General features: G+C 69.2%; 12 protein-coding genes and 1 pseudogene. 9 read left to right on the forward strand and 4 right to left on the reverse strand.

Translation table 11 applies throughout. The features are described from left to right. Positions 1 to 18 precede the first annotated feature (18 nt). Genes pqqC through OG870_RS37605 form a run of 8 tightly spaced genes read left to right on the forward strand, consistent with a single transcriptional unit; the run spans position 19 to position 11,630 of the window. A complete protein-coding gene (gene pqqC, locus OG870_RS37570) occupies positions 19 to 753 on the forward strand; it encodes a pyrroloquinoline-quinone synthase PqqC (protein ID WP_266591314.1) in 735 nt (244 codons plus the stop codon). Then, complete coding sequence (gene pqqD, locus OG870_RS37575) at positions 750 to 1,004, forward strand: pyrroloquinoline quinone biosynthesis peptide chaperone PqqD (RefSeq protein ID WP_266525257.1); 255 nt, start codon at positions 750 to 752, stop codon at positions 1,002 to 1,004. The genes pqqC and pqqD overlap by 4 nt, the downstream gene beginning before the upstream one ends. After that, positions 1,001 to 2,077, forward strand: coding sequence for a pyrroloquinoline quinone biosynthesis protein PqqE (gene pqqE, locus OG870_RS37580; RefSeq protein WP_266591316.1), 1,077 nt, complete (start codon positions 1,001 to 1,003; stop codon positions 2,075 to 2,077). Before pqqD ends, pqqE begins: the two co-directional genes overlap by 4 nt. After that, complete coding sequence (locus tag OG870_RS37585; protein ID WP_266591318.1) at positions 2,074 to 3,267, forward strand: glycoside hydrolase family 88/105 protein; 1,194 nt, start codon at positions 2,074 to 2,076, stop codon at positions 3,265 to 3,267. The genes pqqE and OG870_RS37585 overlap by 4 nt, the downstream gene beginning before the upstream one ends. A gap of 4 nt (positions 3,268 to 3,271) precedes the next feature. After that, a complete protein-coding gene (locus tag OG870_RS37590) occupies positions 3,272 to 4,060 on the forward strand; it encodes a heparin lyase I family protein (RefSeq protein WP_266591320.1) in 789 nt (262 codons plus the stop codon). A gap of 12 nt (positions 4,061 to 4,072) precedes the next feature. Then, on the forward strand, positions 4,073 to 7,324 hold the full coding sequence (locus OG870_RS37595) for a glycosyl hydrolase family 28 protein (protein ID WP_266591321.1): 3,252 nt from the start codon (positions 4,073 to 4,075) through the stop codon (positions 7,322 to 7,324). Then, positions 7,321 to 9,588, forward strand: coding sequence for an alpha-galactosidase (locus tag OG870_RS37600; RefSeq protein WP_266843300.1), 2,268 nt, complete (start codon positions 7,321 to 7,323; stop codon positions 9,586 to 9,588). The genes OG870_RS37595 and OG870_RS37600 overlap by 4 nt, the downstream gene beginning before the upstream one ends. A gap of 11 nt (positions 9,589 to 9,599) precedes the next feature. Further along, positions 9,600 to 11,630, forward strand: coding sequence for a PQQ-dependent sugar dehydrogenase (locus OG870_RS37605; RefSeq protein WP_266843298.1), 2,031 nt, complete (start codon positions 9,600 to 9,602; stop codon positions 11,628 to 11,630). Between the two features lie 37 nt (positions 11,631 to 11,667). On the opposite strand, the gene OG870_RS37610 is transcribed toward OG870_RS37605, so the two are convergent. The 3 genes and pseudogenes from OG870_RS37610 to OG870_RS37620 all read right to left on the reverse strand — a co-directional run bounded on the left by OG870_RS37610 (position 11,668) and on the right by OG870_RS37620 (position 15,231). Next, positions 11,668 to 13,494: an AMP-dependent synthetase/ligase gene (locus tag OG870_RS37610; protein WP_266591324.1), complete on the reverse strand. Its 1,827-nt coding sequence runs from the start codon at positions 13,492 to 13,494 to the stop codon at positions 11,668 to 11,670. 255 nt (positions 13,495 to 13,749) lie between these two features. Then, positions 13,750 to 14,349, reverse strand: a pseudogene (locus OG870_RS37615) (MFS transporter); the annotation flags it as partial. Between the two features lie 9 nt (positions 14,350 to 14,358). After that, positions 14,359 to 15,231, reverse strand: coding sequence for a LysR substrate-binding domain-containing protein (locus tag OG870_RS37620; protein WP_266591325.1), 873 nt, complete (start codon positions 15,229 to 15,231; stop codon positions 14,359 to 14,361). A 169-nt stretch (positions 15,232 to 15,400) separates the two neighbouring features. Here OG870_RS37620 and OG870_RS37625 point away from each other — a divergent pair, with 169 nt between their 5' ends. Continuing rightward, positions 15,401 to 16,423, forward strand: coding sequence for a bile acid:sodium symporter family protein (locus OG870_RS37625; protein ID WP_266525849.1), 1,023 nt, complete (start codon positions 15,401 to 15,403; stop codon positions 16,421 to 16,423). On the opposite strand, the gene OG870_RS37630 is transcribed toward OG870_RS37625, so the two are convergent. Beyond that, complete coding sequence (locus OG870_RS37630) at positions 16,359 to 17,585, reverse strand: DUF4185 domain-containing protein (RefSeq protein WP_266591326.1); 1,227 nt, start codon at positions 17,583 to 17,585, stop codon at positions 16,359 to 16,361. The genes OG870_RS37625 and OG870_RS37630 overlap by 65 nt on opposite strands. Positions 17,586 to 17,593: the final 8 nt, after the last annotated feature.

Below are 17,593 nucleotides of genomic sequence, written 5' to 3' on the forward strand. Positions count from 1 at the left end.
CCGTACGGCGACCGCGCCATGACCGCCACACCCGTGCTTGCCGACGGCGCCACCGCCCGGGGGACCGCCGAGTTCCCCGAGCGGCTGCGCGCCGTCGCCGCGGAGCGCTACCACCACCGTCACCCCTTCAACCTGCGGATGCATCGCGGTGAACTGAGCCCTGCCGAGCTGCGCCGCTGGATCGCCAACCGCTTCCACTACCAGCGCCACATCCCCGTCAAGGACGCCCTGATCCTTGCCAAGCTGGACCGGCCGGAGCTGCGCAGATCGTGGTTGCGCCGTATCCAGGACCACGACGGTACGGCCGAGGGGGAGGGCGGGATCGAGCGCTGGCTGCGGCTCGGCGAAGCGGCCGGCCTGCGCCGCGACGAGCTGTGGGACGGCTCCCGGGTGCTGCCCGGAGTGCGCCTCGCCGTCGACGGATACGTCAACTTCTGCCGTCTGCGTCCGGCGCTGGACGCGATCGCCGCCTCCCTGACCGAGCTGTCCGCACCCGACCTGATGCGCACCCGCATCGCCGCCTTCGAGCGCCACTACAACTGGATCGACCCCGACGGCCTCGCCTACTTCCGCACGCGCATCGGACAGGGCGGCCGCGACGGAGCCGAGGCCCTGGCCCTGGTCCTCGACCTCGCCCGCACCCACGAGCAGCAACAACGCGCCCTGGCTGCACTTGAGTTCAAGTGCGACGTGCTGTGGTCGCTGCTGGACGCGATGGACGGTTCCGACGTGGTGCACGGGAGCGGGCCATGAGGTGGCTCCCGGCGCTCTCCCGCGGCGTCGTCCTGCGCCACGACCGCGTGCGGGGCACCGATCTGCTGCTGCTCCCCGAGCGCGTGGTCGTGCTGCGCGGCAGCGCCGGCCCTGTCGTCCGCCTCTGCGACGGGACACGCGCGGTGGACGACATCGTCACCGAACTCGGCGAGCGGTACCCCGGCGCGCCCGTCGCCGGCGAAGTCCCCGGCTTCCTCACGGCGTTGAGAAAGGAGGGCTGGCTGACATGACCGTGGAGGCCCCCTGGGCGCTGCTCGCCGAACTCACGCACGGCTGTCCACTGCGCTGCGGATATTGCTCCAATCCCGTCGAACTGGTCGGTCGGTCAAAAGAGTTGGACTCTGGTCAGTGGTCCGACGTGTTCCGGCAGGCTGCCGACCTCGGCGTCGTACAGACACACCTGTCCGGCGGCGAACCCCTGCTCAGACGCGACCTGCCCCGCATCGTCACGGCCGCGGACGGCGCCGGCCTCTACACCCAGCTGGTCACCAGCGGGGTGGGGCTGAGCGAGCGGCGCATGTCGGAACTCGCCGAGGCCGGCCTGCGCAGCGTCCAGCTCTCGGTGCAGCACGCCGATCCGCGGGTCTCCGAACGCATCGCGGGCGCCCGCTCGTTCGCGGCCAAGGAGCGCGCCGCCCGGCTGATCCGCGCCTCCGGACTCCCCTTCGGCCTCAACATCGTGCTGCACCGCGCCAACCTCGACGCCCTGGACGACCTGATCGACCTCGGTCTGCGGTGGGGCGCCGGCCGTATCGAACTCGCGCACACCCAGTTCCACGGCTGGGCGCTGCGCAACCGCGCCGCCTTGCTGCCGACCCGCGAACAGGTCGAGCAGGCCCGGGCCTCGGTCGCACATCGGCGTGAACTCCTCGACGGATCGGTGGAGTTGGTGTGGGTCGCTCCCGACTGGGTGGACGCCACGGCGAAACCCTGCATGGGCGGCTGGGGTGCGCTCTCGCTCACCGTCACCCCGGACGGCACGGTCCTGCCCTGCCCTGCCGCGGCAGCGCTGCCGGACCTCGACCAGCCCAACGTGCGCGACAGTCGACTCGCCTGGATCTGGCGGGAGTCGAAGGCCTTCAACGCCTACCGCGGCGAGTCCTGGATGCCGGACCCCTGCCGCGGCTGCGCGCTCCGCTCCACCGACCACGGCGGCTGCCGCTGCCAGGCCCACGCGCTCACCGGCGACGCGACCCGCACCGACCCCGCCTGCCGGCACGCCCCCGACCACCATCTCGTACGTGAACTCGTGCAGGGGCCGCGCGGCGGCCTCGCGTACGCCTACCGAAAGGGAGGAACATGAGACGCAGTCGTCTGCGGACGGCACTGACGACCCTCACTCTCGTCACCGCCGGCCTGGTCACCCTGCCGGCGGCCGTCCCACCTCCGGCCGCCTCCGCGTCCGTCGTCCCAGCGCACCGTCCGGCCGCCGCCCCCGACTGGTCCGTGGCGATGGTCGACTCCACCATGGCCCGCTACACGTCGAGCACCATCGGCGGCTGGTCCTATCCCGTGGGCCTCTACCTCTACGGCCAGTACCTCACCTACCGGCGCACCCACGACGCCCGCTACCTGACGTACATCAAGAGCTACGTCGACCGGTTCGTGAGGAGCGACGGCTCCATCGACCAGTCCTTCAACAGCCTGGACAGCATGCAGGCCGGCCGACTGCTGGTGATCCTGCACCACGAGACGGGCCAGGACCGCTACCGCAAGGCGGCGAAGAAGATCCTCGACCGCCTGCGCACCTACCCGCGCACGGATGACGGCGGCTTCTGGCACGCGGACACCTCCAGCCGCGCCCACCAACTCTGGGCGGACGGCGTCTACATGGTCAACCCGTTCCTGGTCGAGTACGGCAAGGAGTTCCGCAACGGCGGGTACACGGATGACGAGGCGACGAATCAGCTCTCCGTGTACGGCAGCCACCTACAGGTCGCGAACGGGCTGCTCAAGCACGCCTACGACGAGTCGAAGAGCGTGAGCTGGGCCGACCCGCAGACCGGGCTCGCCCCCGAGCACTGGTGCCGCGCGGTCGGCTGGTACTCCATGGCGATCGTGAACGTCCTCGACGCCGTCCCGGCCGATCAGCCCCGCCGACCCCAACTGCTCACGATATTGCGCAAGTTGGCGGTCGGTCTGGAGAAGTACCAGGATCCGGCGACCGGACGCTGGTTCCAGGTGATGGACAAGGGCGGCCGCAGCGACAACTGGACCGAGACCTCCTGCTCCAGCATGTTCACCTACGCCCTCTCGCGCGGCGTCCAGCAGGGCTATCTCGATCCGCACTACGCGGCCGTGGCCCGTCGCGGCTACCAGGGTGTGCTGGCGAAGCTGTCGGTCGGCTCCGACGGCCGGACGAACCTCGCCGACATCACGATCGGCACGAACGTCGGCGACTACGCGTACTACATCGACCGCACCCGGGCCACCAACGACTTCCACGGCCTGGGCGCCTTTCTGATCATGAACGAACAGCTGCGAGGTGACTAGTGTCATGAACGCATCCAGAAGGGTGCTGCTGGGCGCAGCCCTGGGCGGAGCCGCCACCGCGGCCGTCGGGCTGCCCGCGACCACCGCCCACGCCGCATCCTGGCAGCAGAAGTGGTCCCCGTCCGCGAGCGGTGACGGGCTCGGCGCCTTCGAGACGATCGAGGACGACCGCGCCGGCTCGCATCCCGCCGGCCATCCGCACATCCTCGCCACCGGGAACAACTGGCGCTTCAACATGCACACCGTCGACCGCGACACGTCGACCGACCGCCAGCGCCAGGAGGTCACCGGCCTGCGCAACGGCAGCGGCAGCAACTACCTGAAGTGGACCCAGGGCCAGACCTGGCGGCTCACCTACTCCATGTACATCCCGAGCTCGCTGAAGGCGACCACCACCTTCACCCACATCATGCAGATGAAGCAGCCCGGTACCGGCTCCTCGCCGATCGTCGTGCAGTCGCTCCGCAGGGTGAACGGCAAGCAGACCATCGAGCTGAGGCTGGCCATCGAGGACATCCTCGTCGGCCGCACCGACCTGGACCCACTGCACGACAAGTGGACGGACGTCGACTTCCAGATCAAGGTCGGCAACGGCTCGGCCGGCTCGATCCGCTGGATCCTCAAGTCCGGCGGCTCCACCGTCATCGACGCCTCGAAGACCGGCGTCGACACCTTCCTGGCCGACCGCGTGCGCCCGAAGTGGGGCATCTACCGATCCCTCGGCGACACCTCCGGGTCCCTTCAGGACACCTACCTCCTGCTCACCGGTCTCCGGGGCTACCAGCTCGTGTGAGGAGCAGTCCACATGAAACCCCCCACCGTTCCACGACACAGAGCGGCGGCCGTCGTCCTGTTCGTCCTCGCGGTCGTCCTCGGACTCACCCACCCCGCGGCCGTCGCGGGGCCACAGCGCGCCCCACGTGCCGCCGCCGTCTTCGACGTACGCGACTACGGCGCAAAGGGAGACGGCTCCGCCAACGACACGCCGGCCATCAACAAGGCGATCACGGCAGCGAGTTCGGCCAGTGGCGGCGGCACCGTCCGCTTCCCCGCCGGCAGCTACAAGTCCAGGAACACCATCCACATGAAGAGCCATGTGACGCTCCAGGTCGACAAGGGCGCCACGATCCAGGGCTCCAGCGCGGACACCTACGACAAGGCCGAGTCCAACCCGTACGACGCCTACCAGGACTACGGGCACAGCCACTTCCACGACGCCATGATCTACGGCGACAAGCTGACCGACATCGGCTTCGTCGGACAGGGCGCGATCGACGGCATGGGCAACCTGATCACCGGCAACCCGAAGTCCGGCGAGGCCGACAAGATCATCTCGCTGACCCGCTGTGACGGCCTCCGCATCGGGGACGGGCTCACGCTCCGCCGCGGCGGCCACTTCGCGGCCCTCGTCAACGGCTGCGAGAACGTGACGTCGGACCACCTCACCATCGACACGGCGAGCGACCGCGACGGCTGGAACGTCATCTCCACCACGGACGTCACGATCACCAACGCCCACATCGAGGCCAACGACGACGCGCTGGTCTTCAAGAGCGACTACGCCCTCGGCGCCAAGCTCGCCAGCGGCCACGTACGCGTCAACGACTCCTATCTGTCGGCCCGTTGCTGCAACGCCCTGATGTTCGGCTCCGAGACCTGCGGCGACTTCTCCGACTACCGCTTCGAGAACATCCGCATCGACGGCGCCGAGAAGTCAGGGCTCGGCATGGTGTCGATGGACGGCGCGAAGATCTCCGACGTCCACTACCGCGACATCACGATGACGAACGTCCACTCGCCGATCATGCAGAAGATCGGCACCCGAAAGCGATGCGGGAACAGTCCCGGCATCGGATCGATCAGTGACATCACGTACGACAACATCACGGCCACCGGCAGCGGCCCCTCCTTCAGTCCGACCCTGTGGGGCGAGACCGGCCACCGCATCGACGGCGTCAGCTTCAACAACGTCAACATCACGGTCCCGGGCGGCAACGGCACCCTGTCCACCGCGGTGCCGGGCAACGACCCGAACGACTACAACCCCAAGAGCATCGGCACCCGGCCGGCGTACGGCTGGTATCTGCACAACGCCGACAACGTCCACTTCACCGACAGCTCGGTGAAGTTCGCGGCGAACGACGGCCGGCCGGCCGTCATCGCCAACGCGGCGAGCGGCATCCGTCTCACCCGGTTCACCGCGCAGAAGGGCAGCAACTCGCCGCACGACGTGGGCTTCCAGAACGTCACGGGCTACTGCCTGAGCGACAGCCACACCACCTCCGGCGGTGCGCTGCGGGTGTCGAGCAGCGGGTCGAGCGAGGACTGCGGTGCCGGTCCGGCCGTGAAGCCGCTCGACCTCGACAACCCCCGCCAGGACTTCCTCCGCGCCTCCGTCGGCGGCCTCTTCCTGCACTGGGGCCTGCGCACGGCGTCCGCCCACACCAGCTGCTCCGCCTGGGAGAACGACGTCACCAGCAGCGGCTGGACACCCGACTACTGGGTGGACGAGGCCCAGAAACTCCACACCCAGTACCTGGTCCTCGCCACCTTCCACAGCCGCCTCGGCTACGCCCGCCCCTGGCCCTCCAAGATCCCCGGCTCCTGCTCCACCAAGCGGGACTTCCTCGGCGAGCTGATCACTGCGGCCAAGGCCAAGGGCATGAAGGTCATCCTCTACATGACCGACGACCCCCAGTGGCACGACGAGGGCGGTCACGAGTGGCTCGACTCGGCCGCCTACTCCGCCCACAAGGGCAAGAACGTCGACCTGACCACCCGCGACGGCTTCGGGCAGTTCAGCTACGACAACTTCTTCGAGGTCATGGACCGCTATCCCGACCTCGGCGGCTTCTGGATCGACAACGACAACGCGTACTGGGAGAGCCACGACCTCTACCAGCAGATCTACCAGAAGCGCCCGAACTACACGCTCAGCAACAACAACGAAGACACGCCGATCATGGACATGATCAGCAACGAGCAGAAGACGGGAATGACCCCCGCCTACGACTACCCGCAGGCGATCTACACCGCCCAACCCCGCCTGACCGAGGCCGACTTCAAGCTGCCCTCGACCGGCGCCTGGTGGTACGACGGCTCCGACCCGGCCGTCGACAAGAAGCTCACCCTCGGCCGGCTGATCACCAACGCGGGCTCCTCCGTGAAGGCACTGATGGCCGAGACCGCCCAGGTCAACGGCCGCTTCCCCAGCAACCAGGCCTCCTTCAACACCTTCGCGAACTCCTATCTCGCCCCCATCTGGGAGTCCCTGCACGGCACCGAGGGCGGCGGCTACATGTACGGCGGCCTCAAGCCCGGCTTCTGGAACGACGGTGCGCACGGTGTCACGACGATCAGCAAGACGGACCCGAACCGGCAGTACGTGCACGTCCTGACCCCGCCCGGCACCAGCACCCTGCGTATCCGCGACAACGGCTACCGCATCGCCTCGGTCACCAACCTCCGTACGGGAGCGGCGGTTTCATGGTCGCAGTCGGGCGGCGTGCTGACGCTGACCGGACTCGGCGGCTGGGACCCGTACGACACCGTGTTCAAGGTCATCACCGCCGGACGGCAGGGCATCCTCACCGGCGTCGACGCGACCGCGAGCACCTCCGCGAGCGGCCACGCAGGGTCGGCCGCGAGCGACGGCGACCACCTCACCTACTGGGACAACAACAAGAAGCTGCCCGCGAACCTCACCTTCGACCTCGGCTCGGCCAAGAAGGTCCAGTACATCGGGCTCAACCAGCGCGAGGACTCCGTCGCCTACGCCCGCTCGGACACCGAGCAGTCGGCGCGGATCAAGGACTACAAGGTGTACCTGAGCAACGACGGCTCGACCTGGGGGAGCGCCGTCAAGACAGGGCAGCTCCCAAGTCGCCGTGGAATCCAGGGCATTGACCTCACCGCGGCCGATGCCCGCTACGTCCGCCTGGAGGTCGACACCACCTGGGCCGGGTCCGGCGACACCACGCGCTACAAGCGGCTGCGGATCGACGAGGCATGGATCGGCACCAGCTACGCGACGCCCGTGAACGGGGGACATTCATGATCCGGATCAGATCACTCGCGGCGACCGTGGCCGGCCTGCTCGTCGCCGCCGCCGTGCCGCTCATGGGCACCGCGCACACGGCGGCCGCCTCCGACAACGGCCAGTCGGTCCGCCCCGCCATGGGCTGGAGCAGCTGGAGTTTCGTGCGTCGCACGCCGACCGAGGCGAAGATCAGGGCCCAGGCGGACGCGCTCGTGTCGAGCGGCCTCAAGGACCACGGTTTCGTCTACGTCAACCTCGACGACTTCTGGCAGAAGTGCGACTCGAACGGCTTCGTCGTCGACAACTACGGCCGCTGGACGGCCGATTCGGCCAAGTTCCCGGCCGGCATCAAGGCACTGGCCGACTACGTCCACTCCAAGGGCCTGAAGTTCGGCTTCTACGTGACGCCCGGCATCGCCAAGAACGCCGTCACCAGGAACACGCCGATCGAGGGGACCTCGTACCACGCGAAGGACATCGCGGACACCTCGAAGACCGAGAAGAACTACAACTGCAAGAACATGTACTACATCGACTACTCCAAGCCGGGAGCGCAGGAGTTCGTGAACTCGTGGGCCAGGCAGTTCGCCTCCTGGGGAGTCGACTACCTGAAGATCGACGGCGTAGGCAGCCAGGACGTCCCCGACGTGCAGGCCTGGGACAAGGCCCTGCGGGCGAGCGGACGGCCCATCAACTTCGCGCTCTCCAACAACCTGCCGATCGCCGACGCCACCACCTGGCGCAAGCTCGCGAACAGTTGGCGTACCCAAGGTGACGTCGAGTGCTACTGCGGCCCCGGCTCCAACGGCAGCGGCTATCCGCTCACCGACTGGTCTCATGTCTCGGCCCGCTTCAACACGGCCGCGTCCTGGCAGCCGCACGCAGGTCCGGGCGGCTGGAACGACCTGGACTCGCTGGAGGTCGGCAACGGCGATCAGGTGGGCCTCACAGCCGATCAGCGCCGCTCCCACTTCACGCTGTGGGCGATGGCAGCCTCGCCGTTGCTGCTGGGCACCGACCTCACCCACCTCGACTCCGTCGACAAGGCGATGCTCACCAACGACCGGCTGACAGGCGTGGACCAGGATGGGGTCGCCGCGAAACGGGTTGTGAACAGTGGTGTCAAGCAGGTCTTCAGTAAACGGGAGAACAGCGGCGAGTACGTGGTCGCGCTGTTCAACACCGGGACGTCCGGCAATGCCACGGTCAGTGTGAACTGGTCGCAGGTCGGCTTCACCGGTTCCGGCGACGTCACCGACCTGTGGTCCGGCGCGCACAAGGGCGTGATCGCGGACTCGTACAGCGCAACGCTGCGACCGGGTGAAACACGACTTGTGCGTGTGAAGCCGGTTAACAGCGACAACGTTTCTGCAGCCTCGGTGACCACCGCAGCCGCCCCCGGCATGGCCGTCGCCCCCTACGAATACCTCGGCTGGGGCAACCCGCAGAACCCCACCTCCGTGATGTCCGCGACCGGCGTCAAGTGGTTCACCCTGGCCTTCGTCCTCTCCGACGGCACCTGCAACCCGAAGTGGGACGGTTCCCGTCCGCTGACGAGCGGCAGCGACCAGTCCACGATCAACGCGATCAGAGGGGCAGGCGGTGACGTCGTCGTGTCCGTCGGCGGCTGGAGCGGCGCGAAGCTCGGCGAGAAGTGCTCCAGCGCCGCCAAGCTCGCCGGCGCCTACCAGAAGGTGATCGACGCCTACAGGCTGAAGGTCCTCGACATCGACATCGAGAACACCGAGTGGTCCAACGCCACCGTCCGTCAACGTGTCGTCGACGCGCTGAAGACGGTCAAGGCGGACAACCCGGGCCTCAAGACGGTCATCACCTTCGGCACGACCACCAGCGGCCCCGACTCCACCGGCGTCGACATGATCAAGCGAGCGGCCAACTCCGGTCTGGCGAACGATGTCTGGTGCATCATGCCGTTCGACTTCGGCGGCGGCTCGACCACCATGGGCACGCTCACCACCCGGGCCATGGAAGGCCTCAAGGCCAGGGTCAAGTCGGCATACGGCTACAGCGACGCCAGTGCCTACGCGCACATCGGCCTGTCGTCGATGAACGGCAGGACCGACGACTCCGGCGAGCGCGTCCGGGTCGCCGACTTCAAGACCATGCTCGCCTATGCCCAACAGCACCACATCGGGCGCCTCACGTACTGGTCCGTCAACCGCGACCGCGCCTGCGGCTCCGGCACCGACGGCGACTCCTGCAGCGGTGTCCCGCAGCAGCCCTACGACTACCTCAAGGTCTTCACCCAGTACACGGGTTGAGGGGAACACCCATGAATCTGAAGAGAGTCCTGCCGTACGGCGTGGCCGCGGCCCTCGCCCTGCCCCTCGCGGGCCTGAGCCAGGGCACCGCGCTCGCCGCCACCGACTACCAGGCCGAGAACGCCCAGATCTCGCAGGGCACCGTGGCCACCAACCACACCGGATACACGGGCACCGGCTTCGTCGACTACACCAACGTCAAGGGTTCCTCCGTGGAGTTCACGGTGAGCGCGGCCGCCGCGGGCACCTCGGCGGTGACCTTCCGGTACGCCAACGGCACGTCAGTGGACCGCCCGATGGACATCTCGGTGGGCGGCACGGTCGTCGCCTCCGCTGTGTCCTTCCCGGCCACAGCCGACTGGAACACCTGGACCACGAAGACCGTCAACGTCCCGCTCACCGCCGGCTCCGACAAGATCCGCGCGACCGCCACCACCGCGAACGGCGGCCCCAACCTGGACCGGATCAGCGTCGACGCGGCGGCCGACGCCCAGGCTCCGACCCGCCCCGGCCCGCCCAGTTGCTCCGACATCGGGGAAGACACGCTCACCCTGGCCTGGGGTGCCTCGACGGACAACGTGGCCGTGACGGCGTACGACCTGTACGAGCACGGCAACAAGATCGGTGAGGTGCCGGGGAGTTCGACCTCCAGGACGCTGACCGGGCTGACCCCGAACACCACCTACGACCTCACCGTCATCGCCCGCGACGCGGCGGGCAACACCTCCTCCGCCAGCCCCGTCGTCGACTGCACCACCAAGCCCAGCTCCGACACCACCGCGCCGACCAGGCCGGGCACCCTGTCCGCCGCCGGCGTCACGGCGAACAGCGCCGACCTGACGTGGGGTGCCTCCACGGACGACCGGGCCGTCGTCGCCTACGACGTGCGCAGCGCCGGCACCGTCTACAAGACCGTTACCTCCGGCACGTCCACGACGCTCACCGGGCTCGCCTGCAACAGCCCGTACTCGCTGAACGTGGCAGCCCGCGACGCAGCGGGCAATGTCTCACCGGAGAGCAACACGGTGAGTTTCACGACCAAGGCGTGCGCGACGGACGGCGGCGTCCCGTCCTCCGTCTCCACCCTCTCCACCGGCTGGACCATCCCCTGGGGCACCTACTGGATGCCCGACGGGAAGACCGCGCTGGTCACCGAGCGGGACGACTTCCGGGTCTGGAAGGTGACCAAGGACGGCACGCGGACCCAGGTCGGCACGGTCCCCAACGCCGTCACCACCAACGGCGAGGGCGGTCTGCTCGGCGTGGCGGCCGACCCCAGGTGGGACACCAACCACTACGTCTACTTCATGCACACCGCGTCCGAAGGCAACCGCGTGGTCCGCATGACCTACGACGGCACGAGTCTCAGCGACTACAAGGTCCTGCTCCAGGGCATCAAGAAGAACCGCTACCACAACGGCGGCCGCCTCCTCTTCGGCCCCGACGGCTACCTGTACGTCTCCACCGGCGAGGCCCAGACGCCCGACCTCGCGCAGGACAAGAACTCCCTCAACGGCAAGATCCTGCGCATGACGACGGACGGGAAGGCGGCCCCCGGCAACCCGTTCGGCAACTACGTCTACAGCCTCGGCCACCGCAACCCGCAGGGCCTCGCCTTCGACCGCAACGGCCGCCTGTGGGAAGCGGAGTTCGGCAACAGCTCCAAGGACGAACTGAACCTCATCAAGCCGGGCGCCAACTACGGCTGGCCCACCTGCGAGGGCAACTGCAGCGTCTCCGGGATGACCAACCCGAAGGCCACCTGGAACGTCTCCGAGGCCTCGCCCAGCGGCATCGCGATCGTCCGCAACGTCGTCTACATGGCCTCGCTGCGCGGCGAACGGCTGTGGCGGATCCCGATCAACGGCGACAACGAGAGCGTCGGCACACCGACGGCGTACTACGTGGGAACGTACGGCCGTCTGCGGACCGTGACCAAGGTGCCGGGCTCCGACCAGCTGTGGCTGTCGACCACCAACTGCGACAACAACGGAAACGAGCCGGACGGATCGGACAAGCTCTTCCGGGTGAACATCAGCTGAGTGAACATCAGCTGAGCGAACGTCGCCTGACGGGACGTCAGGCCCGGTAGAGCGCCTCGACCTCGTTGGCGTAGGCGTTCTCGATGGCCTTCCGCTTCAGCTTCAGGGACGGGGTCAGCAGACCGTGTTCCTCGGTGAACGGCTGGGCCAGTATGCGGAAGGTGCGGATCGACTCGGCCTGGGAGACGAGGGTGTTGGCGGCGACCACCGCGCGCCGCACCTCCGTCTCCAGGTCGGCGTCGCGCACCAGCTGGGCCGGTGACATCTGCGGCTTGCCACGCATCGTCAGCCAGTGCTCGACGGCCTCCTGGTCGAGGGTGACCAGGGCGGCGATGTACGGGCGGTCGTTGCCGACGACTATGCACTGGTTGACCAGCGGATGGTCGCGGACACGCTCCTCCAGCACCGCCGGGGAGACGCTCTTGCCGCCGGAGGTCACGAGGATCTCCTTCTTGCGGCCGGTGATGGTGAGGTAGCCGTCCTCGTCGAGGGCGCCCAGGTCACCGGTGGCGAGCCAGCCGTCGTGCAGGGTCGCGTCGGTGGCCTTCTGGTTGTTCAGGTAGCCCTGGAAGATGTTGGCGCCGTGCAACCAGATCTCGCTGTCGTCCCCGATGTGCACGGTGACGCCCGGGATGGGCTGCCCGACGGTGCCGTAACGAGTGCGCCCCGGCGGGTTGGCGGTCGCGGCCGCCGTCGACTCCGTGAGGCCGTAGCCCTCGTAGATCTGCACACCCGCGCCCGCGAAGAACAGGCCGAGCCGCCGGTCCATCGCCGAGCCGCCCGAGATGGCGTTGCGGAGGCGGCCGCCCATGGCGGCCCGGACCTTGGAGTACACGAGCTTGTCGAACAGCTGGTGCTGCATGCGCAGACCCGCCGACGGGCCCGGACCGATGCCCCAGGCCTTCGCCTCGACGGCGTCCGCGTACTTCACGGCGACGTCGACGGCCTTCTCGAACGGCCCCGCCTTGCCCTCCTTCTCGGCCTTGCGGCGGGAGGCGTTGAAGACCTTCTCGAAGATGTACGGCACCGCGAGGATGAACGTCGGCTTGAACACCTGCAGGTCCGGCAGCAGTGCGGCGGCGTTCAGCTGCGGCTGGTGGCCGAAGCGGATCCCGTGGCGGATCGCGGTGACCTGCACCATCCGCCCGAAGACGTGCGCGAGCGGCAGGAACAGCAGGGTCGCCGCCTCGTCGCCCTTCTTGGAGTGGAACACCGGCCCCATGTGCTCGGCGACCGTGTCCGCCTCGTACATGAAGCTGGCGTGCGTGATGACACAGCCCTTGGGGCGGCCCGTGGTGCCCGAGGTGTAGATGACCGTCGCGGTCGAGTCGGGCGTGACCGCCTGACGGTGCCGGTGGACCACGTCGTCGTCGATGTACGCGCCGGCGTCGTACAGCTCCTGCACGGCGTCGGAGTCGAGCTGCCACAGCTGGTGCAGGTGCGGCAGCCGGTCGATGACGGTGGCGATCGTCATCGCGTGGTCCTCGTGCTCCACGACCGCCGCCGTGCACTCGGCGTCGTACAGCGCCCAGAAGCACTGCTCGGCCGACGAGGTGGGGTAGATCGGCACCACCTGCGCGCCGATCGTCCACAGCGCGAAGTCGAAGAGGGTCCACTCGTAGCGGGTACGGGACATGATCGCGACGCGGTCGCCGAACCGGATGCCGCGGGCGAGCAGCCCCTTGGCGAGGGCCAGCACCTCGTCCCGGAACTCGGCCGAGGTCACGTCACGCCACTGTTCCTGCTCGTCCTTGCGGCCGAGAGCGATGTGCAGCGGGTCGTCCTGGGCACGCTCGAAGACGACGTCGGCCAGGCCGCCCACCGGCGGTGACAACGCCAACGGAGGGTTGGTGAACTCGCGCAAACCCCGCTCCCCGCTCCTCAGCGCCCTGTAATGAGTGACACTCCGTGCAGCGCCGTGAAAGCTACCCCACACGGGGAGAGGGCGGGAGGGGGGTCGAAGCCGGGCGGTGGCCTCGTGCGTGCTGGTCACGGCCCGGAAAATGCGCTCACATCGGTAAGGGTCGGACAGAAACCTGACGGTTGAGTAAGTTTCGGTCCCCTAATCTCCACCGAATCTGTACGACCTTGCCGCGGCCCCCGCCGCACGTCAGCGGCCTCATCCGCGGGCCCCGGTCCTCTCCCCCGTCAGCGCAGGAACGGCGGATTCCGTCACACCCTTCCGGGGCGCCCGCACCGTCCTGACCAGCGTGGCCACGAGGGCTCCCGCGGCCGTCGCGGTCAGTCCCGCCACCACCGCCGCCGAGTTGAGCCCCGAGGCGAACGCGGCCCGCAGCGTGTGTTCGGAGAAGGTGCCGCGCAGTGCGCCGGCCGCGCCGCCCGCCAGGGCGTGGGCCGCGTCGTGCGGCAAGGTGCCTTGCATACGCGATGTCACCACGGTTCCGTAGACCGCGATGCCGAGCGCATAGCCGAGCTGGCGGAAGGTGTTGACCGCGCCGCCCGCCATCCCCGACCGCTCCGGCTCCACGGCGGCCAGCGCCGCACCCGCTATACCGGGTGAGACCAGCCCCGTACCGACACCGACCAGTACCAGTCCCGGCACCAGCGCTGTCGCCGTCGACTCCGCGCCCAGGACGGTCGTGCAGAACTGCCCGGTGCCGACCAGCAGCAGCCCTCCGCCGACGGTGATCCGGGCCGGCACACCGTGCAGCAGCCGTCCGCCGACCCCGGCCACCACGAAGGCCGGCACGGACATCCAAAACTCAAGCTAGCCGGTGCGCCGGCGCTGCAGCCGGTCCCCGCCCGCCAGGATCACTCCCGCGAGGGCGTCCGCCGCGCCCTGTGCCGAGGCGCGGCGGCGGCCGTGGACGAGGACGAAGTCGACGCGGCCCAGCTCGGGGAGGCCGGAGCGTTCGGGGACGCGGACCAGGCCCGGCGGGACCAGACCCCGGGAGTGGGCCATCACACCCAGGCCCGCGCGGGCCGCGGCGATCAGCCCGTTGAGGCTGCCGCTCGTGCACGCGATGCGCCACTGCCGCCCCTGGCGCTCCAACGCCTCCAGGGCGAGGGCACGCGTGATGCCCGGCGGCGGATACACGATCAGCGGCACCGGGCGGTCGGCGTCCAGACGCAGCCGTTCCGCGCCGATCCACACCAGCTCGTCGTGCCAGACCAGCTCGCCCCTCGGCTCCTCGGGGCGCCGCTTGGCCAGCACCAGGTCCAGCTTCCCGGCGGCGAGCTGCTCGTGCAGGGTGCCCGACAGCTCGACCGTCAGCTCCAGGTCGACCTCGGGATGATCGTGCCGGAAGCCCTCCAGGATCTCCGGCAACCGGGTCAGCACGAAGTCCTCGGAGGCGCCGAAGCGCAGCCGACCGCGCAGCCGGGTGCCCGTGAAGAACGCCGACGCCTGCTCCTGCACCTCCAGGATCCTGCGCGCGAACCCGAGCATCGCCTCGCCGTCCTCCGTCAGCTCCACGGAGTGGGTGTCCCGGGTGAACAACTGCCGCCCGGTGGCGTCCTCAAGCCGCCGCACATGCTGGCTCACCGTCGACTGGCGCAGCCCGAGCCGCCGGGCGGCCTGCGTGAAGCTCAGGGTCTGGGCGACCGCCAGGAAGGTACGCAGGTGAGAGGGGTCGTACATACCGACAACGGTAGCCGCTTATCGCGGAACGCGATGACAGTCAGAGCGGTATGACGGATTCCCGATCAGCTGCCGGAGGAGGACGATGAACAGGGGCCCTGCGGGCCTCGGACAGCGACCAGCAATCAGCAAGTGGAGCACCGTGAAACGCCTGCAATGGCCGGCTTGGATGCCGATCGACCCGTACATCCTGCTGCTGCTCGGGACGGTGGGTCTCGCGGCCCTCCTCCCGGCGCGCGGGGCCGCGGCCGACGTGGCCTCCGGCGCCTCCACGGCAGCGATCGCCTTCCTCTTCTTCCTGTACGGCGCACGGCTCTCGACCCGTGAGGCGATGGACGGGCTCAAGCACTGGCGGCTCCACGTCACCGTTCTGGCCTGTACGTTCGTGATCTTCCCGCTGCTGGGCCTGGCCGCCCGCGGTCTCGTCCCGGTCCTGCTGACCCAACCGCTCTACCAGGGCCTGCTCTTCCTCACGCTCGTCCCGTCGACCATCCAGTCCTCGATCGCCTTCACGTCGATGGCCCGCGGAAACGTGCCCGCCGCGATCTGCGCGGGCTCCTTCTCCTCCCTGGTCGGCATCGTCATCACCCCGCTCCTGGCGGCCGCCGTGCTCGGCAACAGCGCCGGCGGGTTCTCCACCGACTCGCTCGTCCAGATCGTGCTGCAGCTGCTGGTGCCGTTCCTGGCGGGACAGCTGCTGCGCCGCTGGATCGGCGGGTTCGTCGCCCGGCACAAGAAGGTCCTCGGCCTGGTCGACCGCGGCTCGATACTCCTCGTCGTCTACACGGCGTTCAGCGAGGGCATGGTCCAGGGCATCTGGCACCAGGTGAGCCCTGCCAGGCTGGGCGGTCTGCTGGTCGTCGAGGCCGTGCTGCTCGCCGTGATGCTCGCCCTGACCTGGTACGGCGGCAGGGCACTGCGGTTCAACCGGGAGGACCGGATCGCCATCCAGTTCGCCGGCTCCAAGAAGTCCCTCGCCTCCGGACTGCCCATGGCGAGCGTCCTGTTCGGCGCGCACGCCTCACTGGCCGTGCTGCCGCTGATGCTCTTCCACCAGATGCAGCTGATGGTGTGCGCGGTGATCGCCAAGCGCCGCTCGCACGATCCCGTTGAGGAGAACGCGCAGGTCACCGGGTCCGCGCCAGCCGCACCGTCACGAACCGCGGTCGGTACAGGGTCACGTTCGCGTTGATGCTCGCCGAAGCGCCGCCCGTCTCCAGCCAGTTGACGTCGTAGCTCAGCACCAGACGTCCGTCGCCGCTCAGTTCGGGATGCACCTGCGGGTTGTACGCGGCGACTCCCGCACCGGGCAGCGAGGGGCTGAAGTCCTTCGCCGGGCCGTGCCACGGCCCGGTGGGGGAGCAGGACCAGTACGAGGTCACCGTGGTCAGCCCCGCGGTGCCGGCGGCCATCGTGAACAGCACGTACGTACCGCCCTCCCGCACCACCGAGAAGGCGCTGCCCACCCCGGTGCGCCGTCCGTCGCCGAGCACCGCGCGCGGGCGCGCACCGGTCGCCCACCCGGAACCGTTCCAGTACTGCCAGGCGGCCGGCTCCCCGAGCCGCCCCCTGGGCACCCGCGCCACATACGCCGACGAGGCCGGCCGGGACGCGGCCTGCCCGTCGTCACCGCCGAACACATACGTCCAGCCGCCCTTCGCGACCAGCGTCGTGCCGAACAGGACCCGCCGCGAGGGATCGGCGACCAGGCTCTGGTCGAGCACCCTCACCACCGACTCGACCCGCAGACCGGGCAGCGAGAGGGTGGCCACCTCGGTGGCGGTCGGCACCCCGTAGATCCACGGCGGCTGCCCGGCGGCCCGCACCCACAGCAGCACCCGGACGACCTGCTCCGAGGAGCCGGGGGAGCGGGGCTCGACCCGGGCCGCCACGGGCCAACGCCACTGGCCCGGGGCGGGGTCGGGGAAGAGCGGGGCGGGAAGCGTGCGCTTCAGCCGGCCCCCGCCGTCCATCACCACGGCCGAGTTGCGCACCAGCGGAGCCGTCGCGTCCCGCCAGGCGGATGACTCGCCGACCGGGCCGGGCGGGCCGTGCACCCGGCCGAGATAGGTGTCGGAGAACAGCCACAGCAGCCGCCCGTCCGGCAGCCGCACCGAGTGGGTGCCGTCGCCGCCGGTCCAGTCGTCGCTGCGGCCGGCGTCGTCGCCGTAGCGGGAGAACTCGTCGGTGAGGCGGTCGTCCGCCGACCACGCGGCGACCGTGTGCGGGGTGCAACCGCCCTCCCGTTCACCGTCGTCCGGGAGGGCGGTGAGCAGCACGGCCCCGAGAACCAGGGCCAGCAGCAGGCCGAGGCCGGTTCCCGTCCGCTGTCGTGCTCGTACGTCGTCGGGCACCCACGGGA

Origin of the sequence: Streptomyces sp. NBC_00461, assembly GCF_036013935.1 — a bacterium.
GTDB lineage: Bacteria > Actinomycetota > Actinomycetes > Streptomycetales > Streptomycetaceae > Streptomyces.

Coding starts and splice junctions, on each gene's coding strand:
- pqqC (WP_266591314.1), top strand. CDS start 19: ATGACCGCCACACCCGTGCTTGCCGACGGCGCCACCGCCCGGGGGACC.
- pqqD (WP_266525257.1), top strand. CDS start 750: ATGAGGTGGCTCCCGGCGCTCTCCCGCGGCGTCGTCCTGCGCCACGAC.
- pqqE (WP_266591316.1), top strand. CDS start 1,001: ATGACCGTGGAGGCCCCCTGGGCGCTGCTCGCCGAACTCACGCACGGC.
- OG870_RS37585 (WP_266591318.1), top strand. CDS start 2,074: ATGAGACGCAGTCGTCTGCGGACGGCACTGACGACCCTCACTCTCGTC.
- OG870_RS37590 (WP_266591320.1), top strand. CDS start 3,272: ATGAACGCATCCAGAAGGGTGCTGCTGGGCGCAGCCCTGGGCGGAGCC.
- OG870_RS37595 (WP_266591321.1), top strand. CDS start 4,073: ATGAAACCCCCCACCGTTCCACGACACAGAGCGGCGGCCGTCGTCCTG.
- OG870_RS37600 (WP_266843300.1), top strand. CDS start 7,321: ATGATCCGGATCAGATCACTCGCGGCGACCGTGGCCGGCCTGCTCGTC.
- OG870_RS37605 (WP_266843298.1), top strand. CDS start 9,600: ATGAATCTGAAGAGAGTCCTGCCGTACGGCGTGGCCGCGGCCCTCGCC.
- OG870_RS37620 (WP_266591325.1), bottom strand. CDS start 15,231: ATGTACGACCCCTCTCACCTGCGTACCTTCCTGGCGGTCGCCCAGACC.
- OG870_RS37625 (WP_266525849.1), top strand. CDS start 15,401: ATGCCGATCGACCCGTACATCCTGCTGCTGCTCGGGACGGTGGGTCTC.